The sequence below is a fragment of the Chthonomonas calidirosea T49 genome (assembly GCF_000427095.1).
In the GTDB taxonomy this organism is placed as follows: Bacteria; Armatimonadota; Chthonomonadetes; order Chthonomonadales; family Chthonomonadaceae; genus Chthonomonas; species Chthonomonas calidirosea.
This window is the reverse complement of sequence record NC_021487.1, coordinates 3,053,369-3,072,891: the sequence shown is the minus strand read 5'-3', so window position 1 is coordinate 3,072,891 and position 19,523 is coordinate 3,053,369. Positions and strand designations below refer to the sequence as shown.

Below are 19,523 nucleotides of genomic sequence, written 5' to 3'. Positions count from 1 at the left end.
AAAGTATCTCCTAAACCTTTACCGTGTGATCACCAAGGGCACCACCCGTGGAACCTGATGTCCATTGGCATCCGTGGCAATGACCTGGGCTTGATAGACCCCCGTCGGCACGCGAATACCACTATCCGACTTCAGATCCCAAACAACCTGATTTGTCCCTGCCGCTCGTGTTGTGTTCGCCTCTAAGGTGCGCACCACACGGCCGTTATTTAAGATTCGTACAACCATCTTAGCGGCAGTGGTCAGGGTATAGCTGATCGTCGCCGAGTCGGACTGTCCTGTAGCCCTATTGGTATTCATCAGAGCCGTCACGTTCAGTATCTGCAAGGGACTGCGTGTTGCACGGAGGACATCTATCTCGAAATGATGCGTTGTCGTCCCCTGTCCGATGGTAACAGTGTAACTTGAGCGATCGTGTAGTTCAAAGCTGGTGCCATTATCGAGATCGGTGAAGATAAAGTCGTGCTTACCCGCCATAGCGAGGTTTGGCCACGTGAGCGTAACGGGTTGCCCACCGGTATTTGCCTGAAGCACGAACTTCCATGTCGTTGCAGCTGCAGAGCGCACGTCCACACTGTACAGCCCTGCTTGTCGGCCCCAATCGCTATGATCGATGCCAAGCACTACGGCATTTCTGCCGAGAGCTGGTGGCGTTAACATCTTGTAACGATCGTACTGATCGGTTGCCCCATTACAAACCCCTATTGTCGCTTTTGAATTCGATTGATCGGTGGCTGCCACAATGTCGAGTTTCCAGTTCCCATTTCCACCGGAAGTGAACTCCAAAGCGCGTCCTGCTGCCGAGAAGGCTCCACGCCCTTGCTGAGCACTTGGTGTCACAACGAGCGTGCAGGGCTGAAAAGCGTAGAGCCAGTAGCCGCGGAATGGGTCTAGCGTATAGACGACCGCGTAGTTCCCATTCTGATAAGTCCACAGGGCAGCCCCCAGCACTGGGTTCGGGCCGGCCTGAGCGGCCGTTACGTTAATAAGGGTACCGTTTTGGAGCTGTACCTGAAGGCCGTTGAAGTTGACCGAGGAGGTGAAAGGATCCCCGATCATATTCCAGCCCTGCTGCAGCGGAATGTTGAAGGGCAGAAAGTTACCGTTGGCATCCTTTGGAGCCGTAATTCCGTTTGGATTCGTAATGGCCATCACGGTAGCCGTGTCGGTATCACGCAGGAAGTAGCCGAGGCCAAGCCGGAAAGCATTTGCCGGCGGCGTCGGATAGTTTACATAAGATTGGGTGGAAGCGTTCCAGTAAGTGAATTGGAAGGCCCCGCTGCTGACGTCGGAAGAGGGCACTCCCAGTAACGTTGCCACATCCAACGGCGGGCTAGCCGGGTTCCCATCCGTGGTGAAGTAGTAAGGAGAGGAAACTAGAGCGAGATTTGACCCAAAAGCCGCCAACGGATCGAGCGTGAAGTTGACGTTTTGGGTCTCTTGGTTCGAGGTAACCGTCACGGTTTGAGCGGACGTCTTCGTCGTATAGCCAGCTTTACTTGCCGACACGGTTACCGTGGCGCCCGCTGGAACATTTGTAATCTTATAGTTGTAAGTGTAGGTTTGTCCGTTAATCGTGGTGGTTTGAACCGCACCGGAAGTTCCCGTTGCAACAACTGTGCCTGCGCTGTTTGTTACCGTAATGGTGGCACCACCCACTGGAATACCTAGGGAGGTAGCGACCAATCCAGAGATGCTTCCTGGTGGTACCGGCGACATGAGCAGCAAAACCCCAGAGGTCGTCTGCTGCGTAGTTACCGTTACGGTAACGCTTTTAACGAGATTATAGCCTGGAGCGGTTGCGGTAACCGAATACTGCCCAGGTGACACATTGGGAATAGTAAAGGTTCCGTCGCTCTGCGAGCCACCGGTAGGCGGTGCAGAAACAAACTGTGTCTGTGAATTGGAGGTTGATGTTGCCGTAATGGTCGCACCAGGCAAAGGCTGACCGGTGTCGTTTCCGTTGGCGTCCGCGATGTCTACCTTGCCAGTGATGGTGCCGGGAGCCTGGATCAACTGAAAATCTTTGCCGCTAACGGTTTGGCTCGGAGCCACCACAACCGGCTGACCGGGAGGTGCGCCGTAGTTGGCCGGATTGCTCGATACATAGCCTTGAGCCGGCAAAATCGGAAATACCTCGTAGGAGCTCGCTGGCACATTTTTAATGAAGTAGGTGCCGTCAGGAGCCGACACGCCGGTAAAGAAGGTGTTTGCCGGTGCGGCACCGGAGATATCGAGTGCCTCAACTGTAATATTCGGAACAGGTAGTCCCGTGACGGCATCGGTGATTTTACCCGAGATCACGCCGGGCTGGGCTTGGCTCATGAAGAAGTCGTTACGAACACCATAACCTCCATGAAACTCAATACCCGTTGCATGCTGTGTGACATAGCCTGGTGCAATGGCATCTAGCGCGTAGATGCCATTCGGATAAAGCCCCCGAAGAATATAGGAGCCATCTGCTTGAGTCAGAGCCGTCGAAACTTCGTTACCTTGTGCATCAAAAGCCCGAACCAGCACATTAGCCAGTGGTACAGCGGCTCCCCCGTTGTATGCACGCACGGAACCGTAGATATAGCCTGTGCGCAAAAAGTCGAGCACATTGTGAATAAGCTCCATGCGTAGATTAATGCACAGGTAAGGAGTTGGCGTACCCTGCAGCGCAATCGTCTTCGGAACGATGCCTTCCCATCCAAAGGGTGAATAGACCACACGTCCCCCTGTGGTGGGGTTGGCATACCACATAATCGCTGGACCTGCGCCGTTGCTATAAACTCCATCAACGCCTGACTGTACGGTGCTGGGCGGATTAAACGTCACGACGTCGTTAAAGCCAATCAGTACAGGCACTGTCGTGTCGTCCCAAGTATCATGGGCAGCCGCGGTATAGGCTTGGTTGAGTATGGGCCCGATATAAATAGGGCTGTTATTTCCTGGAGGATTGTTTGGCGTATCCATTGGCGGATAGGGTGGATAGCGGTGTATTCCGCCATACCAAGTCTCCCAGGCGATTGGAGCAGAGCCGCGTGCCCCTTGAAGATTGATCTGATCGGTATTTGCTGCATCTGCAACGTAGTTGCAGTAGAGCACATTGGATAGGAACGAGTTTTGCTGCGTACCACCTAGTGTAAGCCCCCAGGCGATATCTTGCCCATTGATAAACAGTCTTCCACCGGCTTGCACAAAGTTGGCCAGCATCGTCTGAGTCTGTTGATCGAGGATGGTACCTGGCCCTACGAACAGATCCCCAGAATAGGGCGAATGCCAGAGCACACACTTTTCTGCCACAAGAACTTTTGTCGGTAAATTCTTATTGGACGGATCTGGCGGAATGTTCTCATAGTAAGGCAGATAGGCGTTGAGCACGGATTGGGGTATAGGCCCGCGACACTGAATACGCCAAATATCATAGCTTTGTGTTGGGGGTACCCCAGAGCCATCGTCATCGAGTGGGTCGTAATATGCGCCATCTCCTACATTAGCTCCATAGGATTGAGGACCAAGAGTGTTCATAAAATCTAAGAGTGGAGACGGTTGGCCTGTTCCTGCCTGGTAGGTATCTGGGAAAAGCGCTGGAGTAAACTCAGTCATATAACTTTCCGTAGGAATACCGTTGAAGCCTGCTGTGTTGCTCGCTTGGAAGTTGCCTGATCCAAACCGGTTGGAGAAGAACTTTTGCCCGCTATCGTAGTCATCTACATAGAGCACATTGTGAAGAGCTTGGAAAGGCTGAGTGGTAAAGCCCCATACATTGTCATAGATGCGCCAATCAGACCGCTTTTGCGGGTTAAAGGGATCTACTGCGTTGTTGTAGATGATAACGTCAATCACCCAGTCACTTGGGAAGTTAACAGGGGTTGTCCAGTCCGCCGTGTAAACGCCATCTCCAGCCACCTCACCAGGAGGTTCATGCCCCCCTTGAGTTGTCGGCCCATCATCATAGAGTTGCAGCCAGAATCGATCGGGTGGATGCGCGGCACCGCTAAAGGCATCAAGGTCGTCAACTCCTGGAGTGTAGAGATTAGGGGTGTTGAAAGGACGGAATTGAGGTACCCCACCCGTCATGGGGCCATTTGCGTTAACCGCCTGGTAGTCCTCTTCAATCGGGAAACCGCCACTACCCGCATTAAAAATGGACTGTACACTTGTCCCAGATCCCCCTACAGCTCCACCACCGATATTAAAGATACGATGCTCCACATTGTCCGGACTTTGTTGCATGGCGTTAGGGCATTTGATCTGTACATAAACAGAGTTCACCCCACTCTCGTAATCAACAGCCCGCACACAAATACGCACCGTATCCCCAGGATTAAACTGCCTTTGTGAGATACCTGTATGCGTTCCGACCTCTTTTTCGAGGTGCACTATCTCGTTGGTCGAAGCATCGTACTTCAGAAGCGCCGGGGCATCTATATCTATGATCGTGGAACCCCAAATCTCTAAGGTTCCACCTCGATCGCTTTGGAACACGATACGATATGAGTTTTTATACTGTGGCCATGTTGGGAAATCCTCATTGGAAACATGGGATTTATCAAAATTATAACTTGGCTCACTGGGGTCCATTGCGGTATCCGGCTGGCTCGTTTGTAGCTTATGAGCAGGATTGCCGCTGCTCTCTCCAGCTATCGTAAAAACGCCCGTCGAAGGCGACTGTTCCGGCGTCTGCACCCAGTAGATATCGGTAGAATGGTTTGGATTGATCGCATTCGCAATACCGTCGTTATTCGTATCTTCGCGATCGCTAGCAAAAGCGATCATGAGCTCCGATTGAGTCAACCCATTATTCGAAGGATTTGGCTGGATTGGGATTATACCAAGGGGATCAATATTAAGAGAACTCCAGGCTGGGTTATAGTTATTGCTTTGTTGCCCTCCTACTGCAAAATTGGTAATGCGGGTAGCCTGAAGAGCGTTGAGGTTCGTCGTGATAACCCAAATATCGTAGTTGCTTACCGTACCGGCGGCAACTACTGGAGCGGCGCCTGATGCAAAGCCGGAAGCATTTGTGGAAAAAGCAATAAAGTGCCCATCTGGCGACCATGCGGGGCTCGTATCGTTTGAGGCGCCCGTGGTTAACTGCGTTATCACCCCATTTGCCAAAGTGTAAAGGAAGATATGGTAGACATTTTGACCTTGCAGCTGTCCCGCGAAGGCGATCGCATCGCCCCCCGGTGACCAAGTAGGATGGCGAACATCTGCAAAAGTAAAACCGGCGGTTGTGTTCGTAACCGGGGTTGCGGCCCCACCCTGGTTCAGATTATAAAGATAAAGGTTGAAACCCGTGGTTACCGGATGTGCGGTGCCCGCCCCCGATACAAAAGTACCTCCACCAACAAAAGCGAGCTGACTTCCATCCCTGGAAACAGCAGGCTCAATTTGGTTGATATTTGCTGGTATCACCTGGGTTACCCCGGTGCCATCAGGAAACATACGAAAGATGTTGTAGGTATTGGTGGCATTTGGGGTCGAGTCGGTACTACTATTTCGGTTGCTATCGAAGTAGATATACTTTTCATCTGAGGTCCAGAAAGGGTGTTCGTTTGAGGAGGTAGCTGGCACATTAGAGAAAGGAAGATTGGGATTGGCTTTCGTAAGCAGGATGGTCTGTCTTACCACATTTTGATCACCAGGCGCTCGGCCCTCGCCTGTCCAGCGTGTTTTCAGAACCCAATCGGGAAGTTTCGACATGTTCGGCGGATAGAACACATGAGGAGGTCGTGGCCCCACAGAGCGAAGCGACTGTAGGATATCTTGTGGTCTCGTACTTTTTGGGCTACGCGCCCGGCTTTGGGCTTGTGCATTCAACGGATACAAGGCCACTATCAGGACGAACAGAAGCAGATGAAGGCCATAAAAACGGCTACGAGCGCGCTTCAATGCTAGTCTACCTCCTAATTCTGGACACATGTTACACACTTCCTTTTAAGCTGCTGGTAACAGCTTTTCTATTGGGGGTGGTGTACACACTATTCGGTTCGCATGAACAGACCGCACATCGGCCCTTAAAAAGGGGGGAAAACGAGTCGGGAGGGAGTGCCCGACACGGCATAAGAGCTGTGTCATCTGCATTATATCACAGCGCCGTGCAAATTGCAAGTACTTTTTTTGTGTGAAAGGCATTCTTTATGTAGAGCCGTTATTCGATAAATTGCGGTCGGTGTGTTTGGAAGGATCTTCCTTGGCCTTGCGCCTCTTGGCGGAGGATGTCCCACAGACGAAGAACAGCGTGATGAAACTCTTTAATGTCCCCCTCATTTTTCAGAACGTAGTCGGCATGCGCTGCCTTTTGTTCCACAGGCCATTGTGCCGCGAGGCGGAGTTTGGCCTCCTCTTTAGATAACATCTCTCGTGCCCGTATTCGTTCCAGGAGCAGAGACTCTGGGGCAAACACGGCCACCGTTCGATGAAACCACTCTTCCATGTGAACCTCAAACAGCAGCGGAACTTCCACGACCACGATCTTATCCGCCGCAAAATCATAGCGACAGGCTTCCATCTGTGCCCAGAGGAGTCTCAATATCGCTGGATGAAGCAGATGCTCCAATCTCTGGCGGGCCTGCCCATCGGTGAAGATGAGCTTGGCTAGGTAGACCCTATTGAGTGCTCCGGAAGGCAAAAGCGCTTGCGGTCCGAAGATGCGCGCGATCTCTAAAACAAGCGGGCTGTTCACCCCAGTTACAGCACGCGAAGCCTCGTCGGCGCTGAAGCGGATCGCGCCCAGATTTTCTAGAATGCGAGCCGCAAGGCTTTTGCCCGACGCTATCCCTCCTGTCAGCCCTACAGCAAACACATTATCGCAGGCGCCTTTAAGACGCTCCCTTCAGCTCTCCTCCTCTTCTGAGGAGACATCGTCAATCTCCTCATCCAGGAGGATCTCCTCTTCCCCACTCTCTTCTTTACGAGCACGTCGTCTCGCGGCTTTAAAGGCATCCCGCAGCGTGTTGAGAGGCTGCTCCTCAAGCTCACCCGCATAAGGCCCGTAATCCTCATCCTCCTCTGAACGCCGGCCGCGTTTTTTACTTCGTTTTCGCTTGCCGGCCGCGGGCTCGGCCGGCGGGGGTGGCGGTGGCTCCTCAATCACCGGTTCTACAGGCACCGCGGCCCGTTGCGACAGTGTCATTTTACGCTCATCGAGGCGCAGCTTCAACAGCTTCACGGTAATCTCTTCGCCGACGGCGGGGGGTGTAATACGCCCCGAACTGTTGCGTACCATCTCAGAATTCGGCAAATACCCCTCGATTCCCTCCTCAAGTTGCACAAAGGCGCCAGAATCGATCACGCGAGTGACCGTGCCTGTCAGCACATCGCCTTCTCGATAAATAGTCGCCACCTTTTCCCAGGGGTCAGGTTGCGTCCGTCGTAGACTTAGCGAGACCCGTTCTTGATCGAAATCCACCTTGATGATAAAGACGTCAATCTCTTGTCCTTCGCGCAGAACGTCTCTAGGATGATTAAGGCGGCTCCAAGACATCTCGGAGATATGCAGCAACCCATCAATACCCCCTAAGTCAACGAAGGCGCCATAATTGGTAAGGCGACGCACCACACCACGCCGAATCTGCCCTGGCTGGATGCTGGCCTTCGCCTCTTCAAGCCTGCGACGCCGCTCTTCCTCCACTACGAGGCGGTTCGACAGAATAACCTTTTTATGCGCACGATCTACCTCTAAAACCTTTAGGGGAATGGTTTTTCCTACATAGCGCTCCAAGTTCACTCGTGGCCCTTCAAGCCCCACATGCGAGGCCGGAACAAAACCGACCACGCCCTGCAAGCCAACGGTTACCTGAAGTCCTCCCTTTACATGAGCGACCACTTTGCCCTCAACGTTTGTGCCCGTTGCCTGCGCCTGTTTCAGTTCGACCCAGGTTCTTTCCAGATCGGCCCGTCGTTTCGACAGGATGGGGTTTCCAAAATCGTTTTCCGGCTCCAGCACATAGACCCATATCCGCTCACCCACGGAAACAACGGTTTCAGGCGGCACATGGCTCTGGCGCGATAGCTCATTCAGCGGAATAATTCCCTCCGACTTGGCTCCCACATCAACGAGCACTTCCTCGCGGTCTATCCGCATGACCACCCCTTGAATAATATCCCCCTTGCGTAGCTCCCGAAACGAGCTCGCATAGTCGGTTCCAATATCCTCGGTAGGAGAACTTACCTCCGTCGCAGGAGAAGCAGGTGGTTCAGGAGGCTGCGAAGTGGTCTCTTTTCCCTCCTCAGCCCGCGTGGTTTCTGAAGAGACAACAGCCGACGTCAACGCCTCTTGGGCAGAGGATTCGCTTAGGGAACCTTCCTGCGTAGGGGGCTGCTCTTCAGATTCACTTTGGGCATGAACCTCTAACGTTCGCTCCTGAACCGTCTCATCCGACATATTCTCGCTTTACTCCTCTCGGCACAGCACCAAAGCTTTAGGTAAAGGCTGGCACTGTACCCAATACGGTAGGTTTATTCGTCTTTTTATGGCGCGATTCCTTCTTTTTCTAACCCGAACTCTCTCGTATCGCGCACAAAATACCTTCCTTCTTAACGGCTCTACGCTAGCACCAAACCGCTGTGCAAGAAAAGCAGGCAAGCTTTTTTCTAAACAAAAGATTACATTCTTCGTCGGCGAACCGGGCGCCGGCGGCGTGCCCCTGCTTTGTTCTCTGTAGAGCCGGTCGTGCCCGATTCGGTGCCACTGGTTGAGGCCGGTGTTGTTGCCACCTCTGGCTCGGCTTTGGGGGTAACGATGGGCCTATCCCCTGGCACGCTGAGCACCGACTTTGTGGAGACGCTGGTAGAGGGCGTAGCGAGAATAGGGGCCACCGCTTTATCTTGACCTCGGAAGCGCTTCCAAAGCACCAACAGAACGCTGGCATTGAAGATCGAAGAGTAGGTTCCGCTGATGATCCCTATCAGTAGCGCTGCGGCAAACTGATGTATCTCACTGCTTCCAAAAATGAAAAGGGCAAGCAAGACCAGAATAACGGTGAATGAGGTTTTTATAGACCGTGAGAAGGTTTGATTGATTGAGCGATCCACCAAAGAGGAGAACGTCTCACCACGCGCTCGATGCAGCAGATTTTCCCGAATGCGATCAAAGATGATGATCGTGTCATGCACGGAGAACCCAATGACCGTAAGCATGGCCGTTACGAAGAGACTATCTATCTGCCAATTATAGAGCAGGCCTAAAATCGCGAAGCTGCCCCAGAGCACGGCCACATCATGGATTAGGGCCAACACCGCACAAATCCCGTACTGGAGGCCTTCGAGGAACCCTCCGATGGCGAAGCGGAAGGCAAGGTAGAACACAATCAGCAGTTCAGCGATAATCACCGCTTTCACGGCATCCTCGGTAAGCTGACGGCTGACCGTGCCGCTAACGTCAGCGTAGGGGACCGTGGCGGGACTCGTCCCGGGAACAAGATCGGCTCCGTTATGGGTTAGTGCGTCTATCAACTGAATGCGCTGATCGTTGGTAAGCCTCCGTGTGGTAACAATCGCCAGGTGCTTGTCTATCGGGGCGTTTGGCTCCTCAGAAATCACAACACGGCTGTCTTTATAACCGTTTTGTATCAAAATACGCTCGATTTCGGCAGCGGTATGCGGCGTTTTGTAGGAGAGCGTTATCTCGGTACCCCCCTTAAAATCTATGGAAGGTTTGATGCCCCCCATCCCCCAAGCGATCATGCCCGGCACAATCACCAACGCAGAGATGCCCAACCAGAGCCAGGGCAATCGCATAACATGGAGGTTCCAAGCACGGTCGCTGAGCCCGTACATCTTTTCGTTACGGGCGAAATCGAAGTTAACGAGGGCAAAGAGGAAAGTGCGTGTAACGGTGATGGCCGTAAACATACTTACGGCCACGCCAAACCCGAGCGTCAACGCAAAACCGCGAATGGGCCCTGTGCCGAAGTAGTAGAGGACACAACAGGTTATGACCGTACAAACGTTCGAGTCGAAGATGGCGGAGAAGGCACGATTGAAACCGGCGTCAATAGCAGCTCGTAGCGGTTGTCCCGCTCGTAACTCCTCTTTGAAGCGCTCGAAAATAAGGATATTGGCATCCACCGCCATCCCGATAGATAAGATGAACCCCGCAATGCCCGGCAGAGTAAAGGTAACAGGGATCAGCTTAAAAATGGCGATGGAGAAGAACGCATAGAGAATGAGGGCTACATCCGCCAGTAATCCTGGCAAACGATACCAAATGAGCATGAACAATAAAACCAAAACAAGCCCCCAAACACCCGCGATCGTTGTCGTGTGGACGGCTTCCTGGCCCAAGGTCGCCTCAAGGCTCCGCACCTCCTGCAGTTGCAGAGGCACAGGCAACGCTCCAGCGTTCAACTCATCAGCAAGCGCCTTTGCCTCTTTGAGTGTCGCAATGCCTTCAATTTGCCCCTGGCCGGAGATCACGCTCTCGATGTAAGGTGCTGTGAGCAAGCGGTTATCCAAGAAAATTCCCAAATAACGCCCGATGTTGGCCCTAGTTGCCTGTTCAAAAGCCGCCGAGCCTTTATCATTAAACTGGAATGTGAGAATGGGCTTGTTGGTGATGGGGTCTAAGCGAGCCTCACAGTTAGGTAGCAGATCGGCCCCTGTGGCCACTAAAAGGTTAGGGTTGTCGAAGACCTGCTCTTGCAACTCTTGCGGTGTCACCGGCTTCCCCGTTTGGTTGTCAATTAGCACATCCACTTCGGCGCCGGTTTTTGGATCTTTTTGTATCTCCTGATGCCATATAGCGGGCCGCGAGTTATCGTGGCTACCGAGTTGCGGCAGCAGGTAGAACCGGAGGTCGGCAGTTGCTTTTAATTCGTTAATGGCCGCCTGCCGGTCGCGCACGCCGGGCAGTTCCACAATGATCTGGTTCGTTTCGGGACGGGTGATGATCAGGGGTTCGGTGACGCCAGAGAAGTTAACGCGATTTTCAATGATATGACGAACGAGCGAAAGCTGCTCAGGCCCCCAAGGATGCCCTGGATGCTCCTTGTTATAAAGGTCTACATCGGGATGGAGGACAACGCGCAACCCTCCACGGATGTCGAGTCCATAGCGCGGCCTAGTATCGAGGTGAAAAGGCCCTATGTGCCAATCTCGCTTTGTAACCGAGACAAAAATCGAAAAGATGGCAAGCACTAAAATGAGGAGAAGCATTCTCCGATTTTGCGATGTGGTCAAGACAACCCCTCCGTCCCGAAATTTACAACGATAGCGGTTTTGAGGCACACCAAAGGGCGGATCGTATCGTGCTCTACGATCCGCTGCCTGTTTTCCTCAAATTGCAGGAGATATATTATCCCGTACCTACCCCCTATGTCAAGCCGCGCTCTGCTCGCTAGGAAGCGAGTAGTTCCGACAAAAAGCTCGTGCCATGCTCGCCTGAAGGCAACTGGAAGGCCTCGCGAATAGTTGCCGCGATATCGGCATAGGTTTGGCGTACTCCTAGCGCCACCCCCTTCCGCAAATCGGGGCCGTAAGCTAAAAGGAAGGGATACTCGCGTGAATGATCGGTGGATGGCGTCGTGGGATCGTTGCCGTGATCTGCTGTGATCAGCAGTAAGTCGCCAGGTTTCAAAGCCTCTAGGATGGCAGGAAGCGCCGCATCCCAAGCCTCAAGGGCCTTCGCCATTCCTCGGGGATCGTTGCGATGACCGTAGAGCATATCAAAATCCTCTAAATTGGCAAAGATCAGCGAGGATCGGTTCTCTTTGGCAGCCTGCAACAAGGCGGCCGTATGGTCGGCGTTGTTGGTAGTATGATCCCAAGTGTCAATGCCGCGTCCGTTGAAAATCTCGTAGATTTTGCCGATGGCGTGTACCTTGTGTCCTGCTGCCTGCAACGCATCCAAAACGGTTGGCGGCGGCGTTAGGGGAAAATCTTTACGGCGTTCCGTGCGATAAAAATGCCCCGGCTCCCCCGCAAAGGGCCGGCATATCACCCGTCCCACCGCATTTTCCCCTTTTAGGAGATCGCGAGCGGTCTGACAGATAGCATATTGGCGCTCAATGGGATAGATCGCCTCGTGCATCGCCACTTGAAAGACGCTATCTGCAGAGGTGTAGACGATGGGATAGCCTGTGCGCAGGTGCTCTTCGCCAAGTTGTTGAATAATGACGGTGCCCGACGCCGGAACATTGCCGAGCGTCTTTGTGCCAATGGCCTTCTCGAAAGCCTGAATGACCTCTTTTGGAAAGCCATGCGGATAGGTGGGGAAAGGACGCGTTTGTATCAATCCAGCCATCTCCCAGTGCCCCGTCATCGTGTCCTTCCCTGCAGAGGCCTCGCGCATCTTGCCCCAACCTCCAAGTGCATTCGGGTCTGGAGGAACTCCCTTTATAGAGGTCACATTGCCGAGGCCAAGCTGCCCCATCGTGGGCAGTTTTAGGCCTCCCACAGCTTCGGCTGTATGAGCTAACGTGTTGCTGCCCTCATCTCCGTAGGCGGCAGCGTCTGGCAGCTCGCCAGCCCCTACACCATCTAAGACAGCGATAAGGATGCGATTTCGTTTTTGCCCCACGGCTCAGCGTCTCCTCTGTACTCTTGCTGTCAACAACCGCTCCTAATCAAATACGATCATCGGCTTGATAATGGCGCGATCAGGTGCCGTCCACAGCAGGAAGCGATCCGGTACCTCCTCAAACTTAGCACGTTCGCCCACCCAAGGTTCTATGGCGATCTTTCCAGCCTCAAAAAGGCGAATGACGCGTATAAACTCCTCAGGGCGTGCGTTACGTGTGGCCAAAAGGGTCGTTTCACGCCGATGAAAATCCGGGTCATTAAAAGTGATATCTCCTTGAAATAGTCCAACAAAAACCAGCTTCCCACTATGGGCCACATAGCGGAAGGCCTGCATCATGGAGCTCGGATTGCCCGTCGCATCAAAAACCACGGTAGCCAGCTCACCTTTACTAATTTCAAGCAAATTCTCTAAGGGGCTCTGTGTCGCATCTATCGTGTGGGCTATGTGCAGCTTCTCACGGCAAAAGGCAAGCCGTTTTGGGTTGGTATCCATCACAATAGGTGTACAGCCGGCAAGCTGCACAAACTCCAATACGCTTAACCCTATGGGCCCGGCCCCTATCACAAGCGCTAGCTCGCCCGGCTTGGGGTCGGCACGATAGACCGCATGGGCGCCGATGCAGAGTGTCTCTACTAAAGCAAGCTGTTCCCAGGAAAGGCCGTTGGCGCGATGAAGCTTCGCAAGAGGCACGGCGATGAACTCTCGCATGCCCCCATCTATGCCCACCCCCATTACTTTTAGGTTCAAGCAGCAGTTGGGTGCCCCGCGCCGACAAGCTATGCATTGCCCACAATGAAGATAAGGCTCAACTGCACAGCGATCGCCTGGCCTTAGTCCCTGCTCGTTAGAGCCGACCTCAACGATCTCAACGCCTAGCTCATGTCCTAAGATGCGGGGGTAAGAAAAGAACGGCTGACGTCCGTGAAAGGCGTGGAGATCGGTGCCGCAAACGCCCACGCGATGCACACGCACTAAGGCCTCCTTTTGCGGGTCGAAAGAAGGTTGCGGCGTATCCGCCAAAACCAGGCGACCTGGCTGCTCTAAGATGATGGTTTTCATGAGAATGCTCCTTCTGGATGAAACGCGATCGCCTGCTCCAGGAGAGGAGGGGTTTTGCCAAAACGGGCCTTATACTCTTCGTACGTAGGAAGCAGGCGCACCTGTACTTTTTGGCGATGGTTTTTAGCGATATCGGTTAGGCGATGGTGCAAGAAGGGGTTTGCGAAGCGCTCGAGAACCTGCTCTGCAAAGGTCTTTGGGTCTTCTACACGCCCTTCGAGAGTCGGCACGATCTCCTCGAATAGCAGTCGTTTCAGCCACGTGAGAACCTCGGAGTCGGCTAGAGCCTCTTGCACCGTTTGGTAGCCACGCGGCATGGCCTGACTCAGCAGAGCTGTATGAGCTCCATTGAGAATGCGCACCTTTCGCAAAAAGTAGGGTTCCACGTTGGGCACCCGCAGAATAGGAGGCAGATCGGGGAATGGTCCTGGTAAAGGCTTGTTTTCCAAAGCCCAAAGTGCGTAAGGCTCGGCGACAGCTAGCAGCAGATCTTCAGGAAATAGGGTGTAATTGGGCGGACGATCGGTTACGATTCGGTCCACTAAGGTATTGATCCAAACACACTCCTCCTGCAGCCAGCGAAGTAACGCCTCCCTCTCCTGCCACGCTTTTGCTTGAGAAAGAACTAGAGAAAGCAACAGATCGGCATTACGCTCGCGCAATTCGCAGGGAATGATGGCCACTCCGCGGAGCCCAGCTTCAAAACGCGCTCGTAAAAGAGTAAGCAGACGCGCGGGAAAAGAGGCAGGTGGGCGGGCATCTCGCGCGTCGTCCGCCGCAAGAGTTAGACCGGCTTCGGTGGTATTAGAGATAACAAAGCGCAAATGAGGGGAGCAGGCCAGCGCCACGATCTCCTCCCATTGACGTTGGATGATCAGCGCACGCTGCACACAGGTAACCTCCTGAATGGTATCTACCCTCTCTCCCCGATCGATTCCTCGAACGGCCACATGGAAGCGCCCCTGCTGTGCATTCAGCTTCTCAGCATAGCCAGAGTCGGTGGATTGTAGTACCACCACCTGCCCGATTTCCTGGCCAGCTTCGTTGGCCTGCTGTACGAACAGATCGGTGAAAGCGCGCAGAAAGCGCCCCCCACCAAACTGCAGTATCGTCTCTTCGCTCATCTATCCTGATTCTCCGGTCTCCCGCTAGGCCAGGTTGTGACGACAGTTTGAAAAAACCCACGGACCTTACCGAGCAGTTGCAGATCGGGCATCACCCCAACACAGCGGAGGTTCTTCTCCAACGTTTTACGATCGGCCATCCCCACCAACGTTACATGGATGGCAGGATTAGCCAATGCAAACTGCAACGCCAGTTCTGACAGGTCTTTGCCCTGTTCATGACAAAAGGCGGCCGCCCGCGCGGCAGCCATCTTGAGCGCCGCCGGAGCGGGATGCCAAGGCGGCGGACCTGCATCCGTTAACAGTCCCATAGCTAGCGGCGAGGCGTTAACGACGCCGAGCTTCTGCTGCTGAAACCAGGGAAGTAAGTTTTCCAAATCGGTGTTGCAAAGCGTGTAGCGACAGTAGGAGAGCACAGCATCTACCCTAGCGCGAGGCAGCACATAGCGAAAGATATGAAGTGGGTAGCCAGTGATACCGATAAAGCGCACCTTGCCCTGCTGACGCAACCGCTCCAAGGACGGCAACGTCTCCTCAATAATCTGGTTTAGGGAGCCAAACTCGATGTCATGACATTGAATAACGTCAACTGTCTCCACACCGAGCCGCTGTAGGCTCTCCTCCACGCTCCTAGTGACCCTATCCGCAGAAAAATCGAACTGATCTCTGTCGTAGCGCCCTACTTTAGTGGCCAAGATATAGGATTCGCGCGGGATGGTTCGTAAGGCGCGCCCAAGAACGCTTTCCGCCCGGGTACGTCCATAGTAGGGCGCCACATCGAAGTAGTTAATGCCAGAGTCGAGAGCTGCGTGAACCGTGCGAACCCCCTCTTCTTCGTCAATCGGGCCGAACTCGCCTCCTAAAGGAGAGGCTCCGTAGCCGAGGATAGAGACTCGTAAACCGGTCGCGCCTAGCTCTCGATAGATCATTGTGCCTCTTCCGTGGGTTCAAACAGGGAGGGGCCGGGGAACCATTGTGCTTTGGCCATATCCACTCGGTGTGGGTCGTCTTGGTGAAAAGGCACCCCTTCGGCCCGGAGCAACGCTATCTGCCGTTGCATTGCCTCTGGCGCCCTCTTTGCAATAGGAAAGTAGCCTCCTGCTCCAACCACCCGCTGCCAAGGAACATCGGGAGGTGCATAGCGCATCGCTACTCCCACCTGGCGCGCCGTAAGCCGCATCCCCTCCACCATATCGGCCACCTGTCCATACGTCACCACCTTCCCCGGCGGCACGCGGCGTACGAAGGCATAGACGGCCTCGTAGAAGTCGCTCCCCTCCGGCGCTTCGAGAACCCGTGCCATCTCTAGAAAACGACCTCCCGATGCTCTCGGGCTGCCTTGTAGCAGTTTTCCAGCATCTGCGTTAGCGCCCAGGCATCGTAGATATTGATGGTTGGCGTGGTGCCCTCTCGAATGGCGTTTACCCACTGCTCCATAGGCGATGGCAGCGCTTTTGGCAAGGACGATGGTGACGGCGTTACACACCCTTGAATCTCTCCAGAAGTCACGCGCTGGCTGATGAGCTGAATACGAGGTCCTGCCGGCCCTTGGTCAATGCCAAGGTATCCTTGGGTTCCGTAGATCTCCAGCGGATTGGGACCATAGCGATGCACCCAAGAGACATCTAGAATACCGATGGCCCCACTCCGAAAGGTAACGGTGGCCACCATGTTATCATCCACCTCGTAGGCGCCGCTGAAGTTCGTCATCTGAGCGACCACCGAGGCCGGCTCACCTAAGAACCAGCGCATGATATCCACTCGATGGCATCCTAAGTCAAAGAAGGCTCCCCCGCCCGCTTTGCTCTCCTCGCCAAACCAGGCAGAACCACCGGAGAACCAGCGATCGAGGGCGGCCATATGCGCCACACGTGCCCGCATGAGAGTGATGTCGCCCAGGTAGTTCTCATCTATCAGCTTTTTAGCGAACAGGATTTCCGGGCGAGTGCGCGATGGAAGCGAGATCATGAACCGGATGCCAGCGTCCTCCACGGCGCGCATTACCTCAGTAGCCTCTTGCACGGTAATGGTGAGCGCCTTCTCGGTAAAGATATGTTTCTTAGCCTGCGCAGCAGCCACCAGAATATCACGATGCATGAACGTTGGCGCGTTCACCACAACCGCTTCCACTTCGGCAAGGTTCAGAACCTGATCCAGCTCCGCATAGAAGGGCACTCCTCGGCGCTCCGCCTCCATACGCCCACGGGCTGGGTCTTCATCCCACACGGCCACCAGCTTGAGGTGGGGGTTCGATTCAATTTGGGAAGCATAGTCGCGCGCATGGACATGCGCAAAGGAAAGCATCGCCACTCCAATCTTGCCGTCTTCTGCCAATGTCTCCTCTCCTCGTTCAAAAAGTTTCAAGGCGTTGTTCAATTCGATGCCTCTATGGCTTTCTCCTGCCAAATGGGTTGATGCAGAGGAAGGTTTGTGAAGCAAAATAGAGCTGCAGGAGTTTTATCTGTAACCGACTTAGCCCTTTTGAAAGCATCCTAACAGCTGACGAAACGGACTCAGAGGCCTCTCTTTCTATTGGATGGTTCGCCCGCAGAGCGCAGCAACTCTGTTCGGCTTGCCTCCGTGACGGCAGTATTGACGGCAATAGCTGGCTGTAGCAGATCGGCAAAAGAGGCAGGGGGGTCGGCCGGCCGCAGCAAAGTAAGCGGGTTTGGGGCCGCGTTCTGTTGCGCAATAGTATGCACGGCACGTGCGATACGCCGTGAGAGTGGCCAATCGGTCTCTGCCGTTTCACGATGTAGTCGAGCTAAAGTGATCAGCACCTGTGGTTCAGCGATCTCTTCCAGCATGTTCACCAAGTTCATGCGAAGCGCATGATCTTTTACATAGTGCAACCCAAACAGCAGATGCGCTGTAGCGTGAACGGTACGTAGCCACTGCAGGGCACAGTGAGCGGCTTGGCGGGTAATGGGATCATCGGCGCCAAGCATCTGCCAAAGGACGATGAGGTCTTGGGGGTGTTGGGTTTGCAACGCTCGCTGAAACGTCCACTCAAACCAGTAGATCTGTGGTTTTGGGGAGAGGAAGAGGGCTTCTTTGTGATACAACATCACCAAAGTTCGACAGAGCGCTTCAGCCAACTGCGAGTCGGCAACATACATGGCAGGGAAAAGAGTCACCATCATATAGGTTAAGTTGGGTCGGTTGCCTACTAGCAGGATAGTATGGATAACGGCTGTGATAACGGCCTGTCGCTGATAGCGAGGATATTTAGGCTTTTGCGGGTTCCGTTGGAACAACGTATCCAGAAACGTGTGTACGGCCCAGTCCTGCTCCTGCTGCACCGCAAAAGGAATCTCGTTCGGAGCTCTATAGAGATTCTGAGCAACAGCAAATGCCCTTTCTTCTCTCTCCCATAACAGAGGGAGGTATCGCCTTACAGGGTCGGATGGAGCGTTTGCGCGCATATTGGGCTTCTCCCACCAAAAACTTCCCTACGCCCACGATATTTTGACAGATTTTTTATAGAGTTGCTACAAGCCGCCATCTGCCAGCTAAAAGAGACATTTAGCCTAGATAAACACGTTCTAAATCGCTTACGTTCCCTTGCTACAAGGGGTATACTTATGTCGTATGGTAGCTTTTGGTTCGAGGTTAGGAGCAGGTTTTTGTGTTCTGATGTGTTTTATTTTGTTTTAACACAAGTCTCCATAAGAGGGCTATAGCCAAATATGTCGCAGCCTCAAGAACCGAATCGGCCGAGAGCGAGGAGAGCCACACTGGCACAAGTGGCAAAGCGTGCAGGGGTCTCCAAAACAACCGCCTCTTTTGTGCTTACCGGCAAGGCCGATCAACACCGTATATCCGAAGAGGTGCTCATGCGTGTGCGGCAGGCGGCTATCGAACTAGACTACGTGCCCAACCGGCTTGTGCACTCCCTACGTCGAGGCACCACGCGCATCCTCTCCTTTTATAACGGCTTTCGCAATCGCTCTGCCGACGACCTCTACCTTGATATCTTCACCTCCGCTATTGAACGAGCGGCAGGCAAGCGAGGCTATGATATCCTCATCCACTGCGATTTTAGCCGCACGCCTATCGAGGAGTATCGTCATCTTAACGGCGGAGTTGTGGATGGAGTGCTGTTGTGGGCGCCTCGCCGGCATGATCCGCTGTTACCCTATCTACGCCGTTCACGCCTGCCCACCGTTCTTGTCTCGCGTTTTGATCCAGAAGGCGTTCTTCCCGGAGTATGCGACGACATGGATTCGGGCATTCAGCAGCTGGCTGAACGGCTCTATCGGCTGGGACATCGCGATGTGGCTATTTTAGCCGAGCTCAGTGGCAGACTCTATGAAACGGAGGAGCGCATCGAGAAGATGCAAACGGCGCTGCGCACCCATGGCGTTGAGGTTCTTCCTGAGCGCATTATAGACTATCACGGTGATATGACAGGCCCTCTACGGCAACTTCTCTGCAGCTCCTGTCCGCCAACCGCCCTCTTCTGTTGGCGTGATCGTCTTGCCTACTGGGTCGTTGAAATCTGTGAAAGCTTGGGCGTAAAAATTCCTGAGCAGCTATCGGTTGTGGGCTACGACGGCCTCTACTGGCCGGCCGCAACACGCCATCGTGTGACCTCGGTGAAAGTAGACCTGAACGCGCTGGCCGACGCATCTGTTGCCCTCCTTGTGGATTACGTGGAGGGACGTGAAGTCGATACCCATCAGAAAGTAATACCCGTTACGATTCTCGAAGGAACAACGTTAGGACCGGCGCCCCTAACAGCAAAAACCGTATTTCGGCGTTGACGGATACCTCTATTTTGACCACTCTACGGATGCCTAACAAAGCACACTCCCACTCGCGCT

Annotated in this window: 12 protein-coding genes; 1 reads left to right on the top strand and 11 read right to left on the bottom strand. The window is 53.9% G+C overall.

Features of this window, described 5'->3' with window-relative positions:
• Window positions 1-18: 18 nt before the first annotated feature.
• The 11 genes from CCALI_RS12880 to CCALI_RS12830 all read right to left on the bottom strand — a co-directional run bounded on the left by CCALI_RS12880 (window position 19) and on the right by CCALI_RS12830 (window position 18,122).
• Complete coding sequence (locus tag CCALI_RS12880) at window positions 19-5,913, bottom strand: carboxypeptidase regulatory-like domain-containing protein (RefSeq protein WP_016483910.1); 5,895 nt, start codon at window positions 5,911-5,913, stop codon at window positions 19-21.
• A 229-nt stretch (window positions 5,914-6,142) separates the two neighbouring features.
• The gene (coaE, locus tag CCALI_RS12875; protein WP_016483909.1) at window positions 6,143-6,796 is read right to left on the bottom strand and encodes a dephospho-CoA kinase; all 654 of its coding nucleotides are present in this window, start codon (window positions 6,794-6,796) and stop codon (window positions 6,143-6,145) included.
• Window positions 6,797-6,826: 30 nt separating this feature from the next.
• Window positions 6,827-8,377, bottom strand: a complete 1,551-nt coding sequence (locus tag CCALI_RS12870; RefSeq protein ID WP_016483908.1) for a 30S ribosomal protein S1 — start codon at window positions 8,375-8,377, stop codon at window positions 6,827-6,829.
• 221 nt (window positions 8,378-8,598) lie between these two features.
• Window positions 8,599-11,172: a protein translocase subunit SecDF gene (locus CCALI_RS12865; protein WP_016483907.1), complete on the bottom strand. Its 2,574-nt coding sequence runs from the start codon at window positions 11,170-11,172 to the stop codon at window positions 8,599-8,601.
• A gap of 157 nt (window positions 11,173-11,329) precedes the next feature.
• The gene (locus tag CCALI_RS12860) at window positions 11,330-12,511 is read right to left on the bottom strand and encodes a phosphopentomutase (protein ID WP_016483906.1); all 1,182 of its coding nucleotides are present in this window, start codon (window positions 12,509-12,511) and stop codon (window positions 11,330-11,332) included.
• Between the two features lie 42 nt (window positions 12,512-12,553).
• Window positions 12,554-13,573, bottom strand: coding sequence for a zinc-binding alcohol dehydrogenase family protein (locus CCALI_RS12855; protein WP_016483905.1), 1,020 nt, complete (start codon window positions 13,571-13,573; stop codon window positions 12,554-12,556).
• Window positions 13,570-14,697, bottom strand: coding sequence for a mannitol dehydrogenase family protein (locus CCALI_RS12850; protein WP_016483904.1), 1,128 nt, complete (start codon window positions 14,695-14,697; stop codon window positions 13,570-13,572). The genes CCALI_RS12855 and CCALI_RS12850 overlap by 4 nt, the downstream gene beginning before the upstream one ends.
• Window positions 14,694-15,626 carry an aldo/keto reductase gene (locus tag CCALI_RS12845; RefSeq protein WP_016483903.1) on the bottom strand — a complete coding sequence of 311 codons (933 nt, stop codon included), beginning with the start codon at window positions 15,624-15,626 and terminating at the stop codon, window positions 14,694-14,696. The genes CCALI_RS12850 and CCALI_RS12845 overlap by 4 nt, the downstream gene beginning before the upstream one ends.
• A complete protein-coding gene (locus tag CCALI_RS12840) occupies window positions 15,623-16,000 on the bottom strand; it encodes an MGMT family protein (protein WP_016483902.1) in 378 nt (125 codons plus the stop codon). Before CCALI_RS12840 ends, CCALI_RS12845 begins: the two co-directional genes overlap by 4 nt.
• 2 nt (window positions 16,001-16,002) lie before the next feature.
• The gene (locus CCALI_RS12835) at window positions 16,003-17,031 is read right to left on the bottom strand and encodes a Gfo/Idh/MocA family protein (RefSeq protein WP_156412915.1); all 1,029 of its coding nucleotides are present in this window, start codon (window positions 17,029-17,031) and stop codon (window positions 16,003-16,005) included.
• 179 nt (window positions 17,032-17,210) lie between these two features.
• The gene (locus CCALI_RS12830; RefSeq protein ID WP_016483900.1) at window positions 17,211-18,122 is read right to left on the bottom strand and encodes a hypothetical protein; all 912 of its coding nucleotides are present in this window, start codon (window positions 18,120-18,122) and stop codon (window positions 17,211-17,213) included.
• Window positions 18,123-18,386: 264 nt separating this feature from the next.
• Here CCALI_RS12830 and CCALI_RS12825 point away from each other — a divergent pair, with 264 nt between their 5' ends.
• On the top strand, window positions 18,387-19,463 hold the full coding sequence (locus CCALI_RS12825; protein ID WP_016483899.1) for a LacI family DNA-binding transcriptional regulator: 1,077 nt from the start codon (window positions 18,387-18,389) through the stop codon (window positions 19,461-19,463).
• Window positions 19,464-19,523 lie beyond the last annotated feature (60 nt).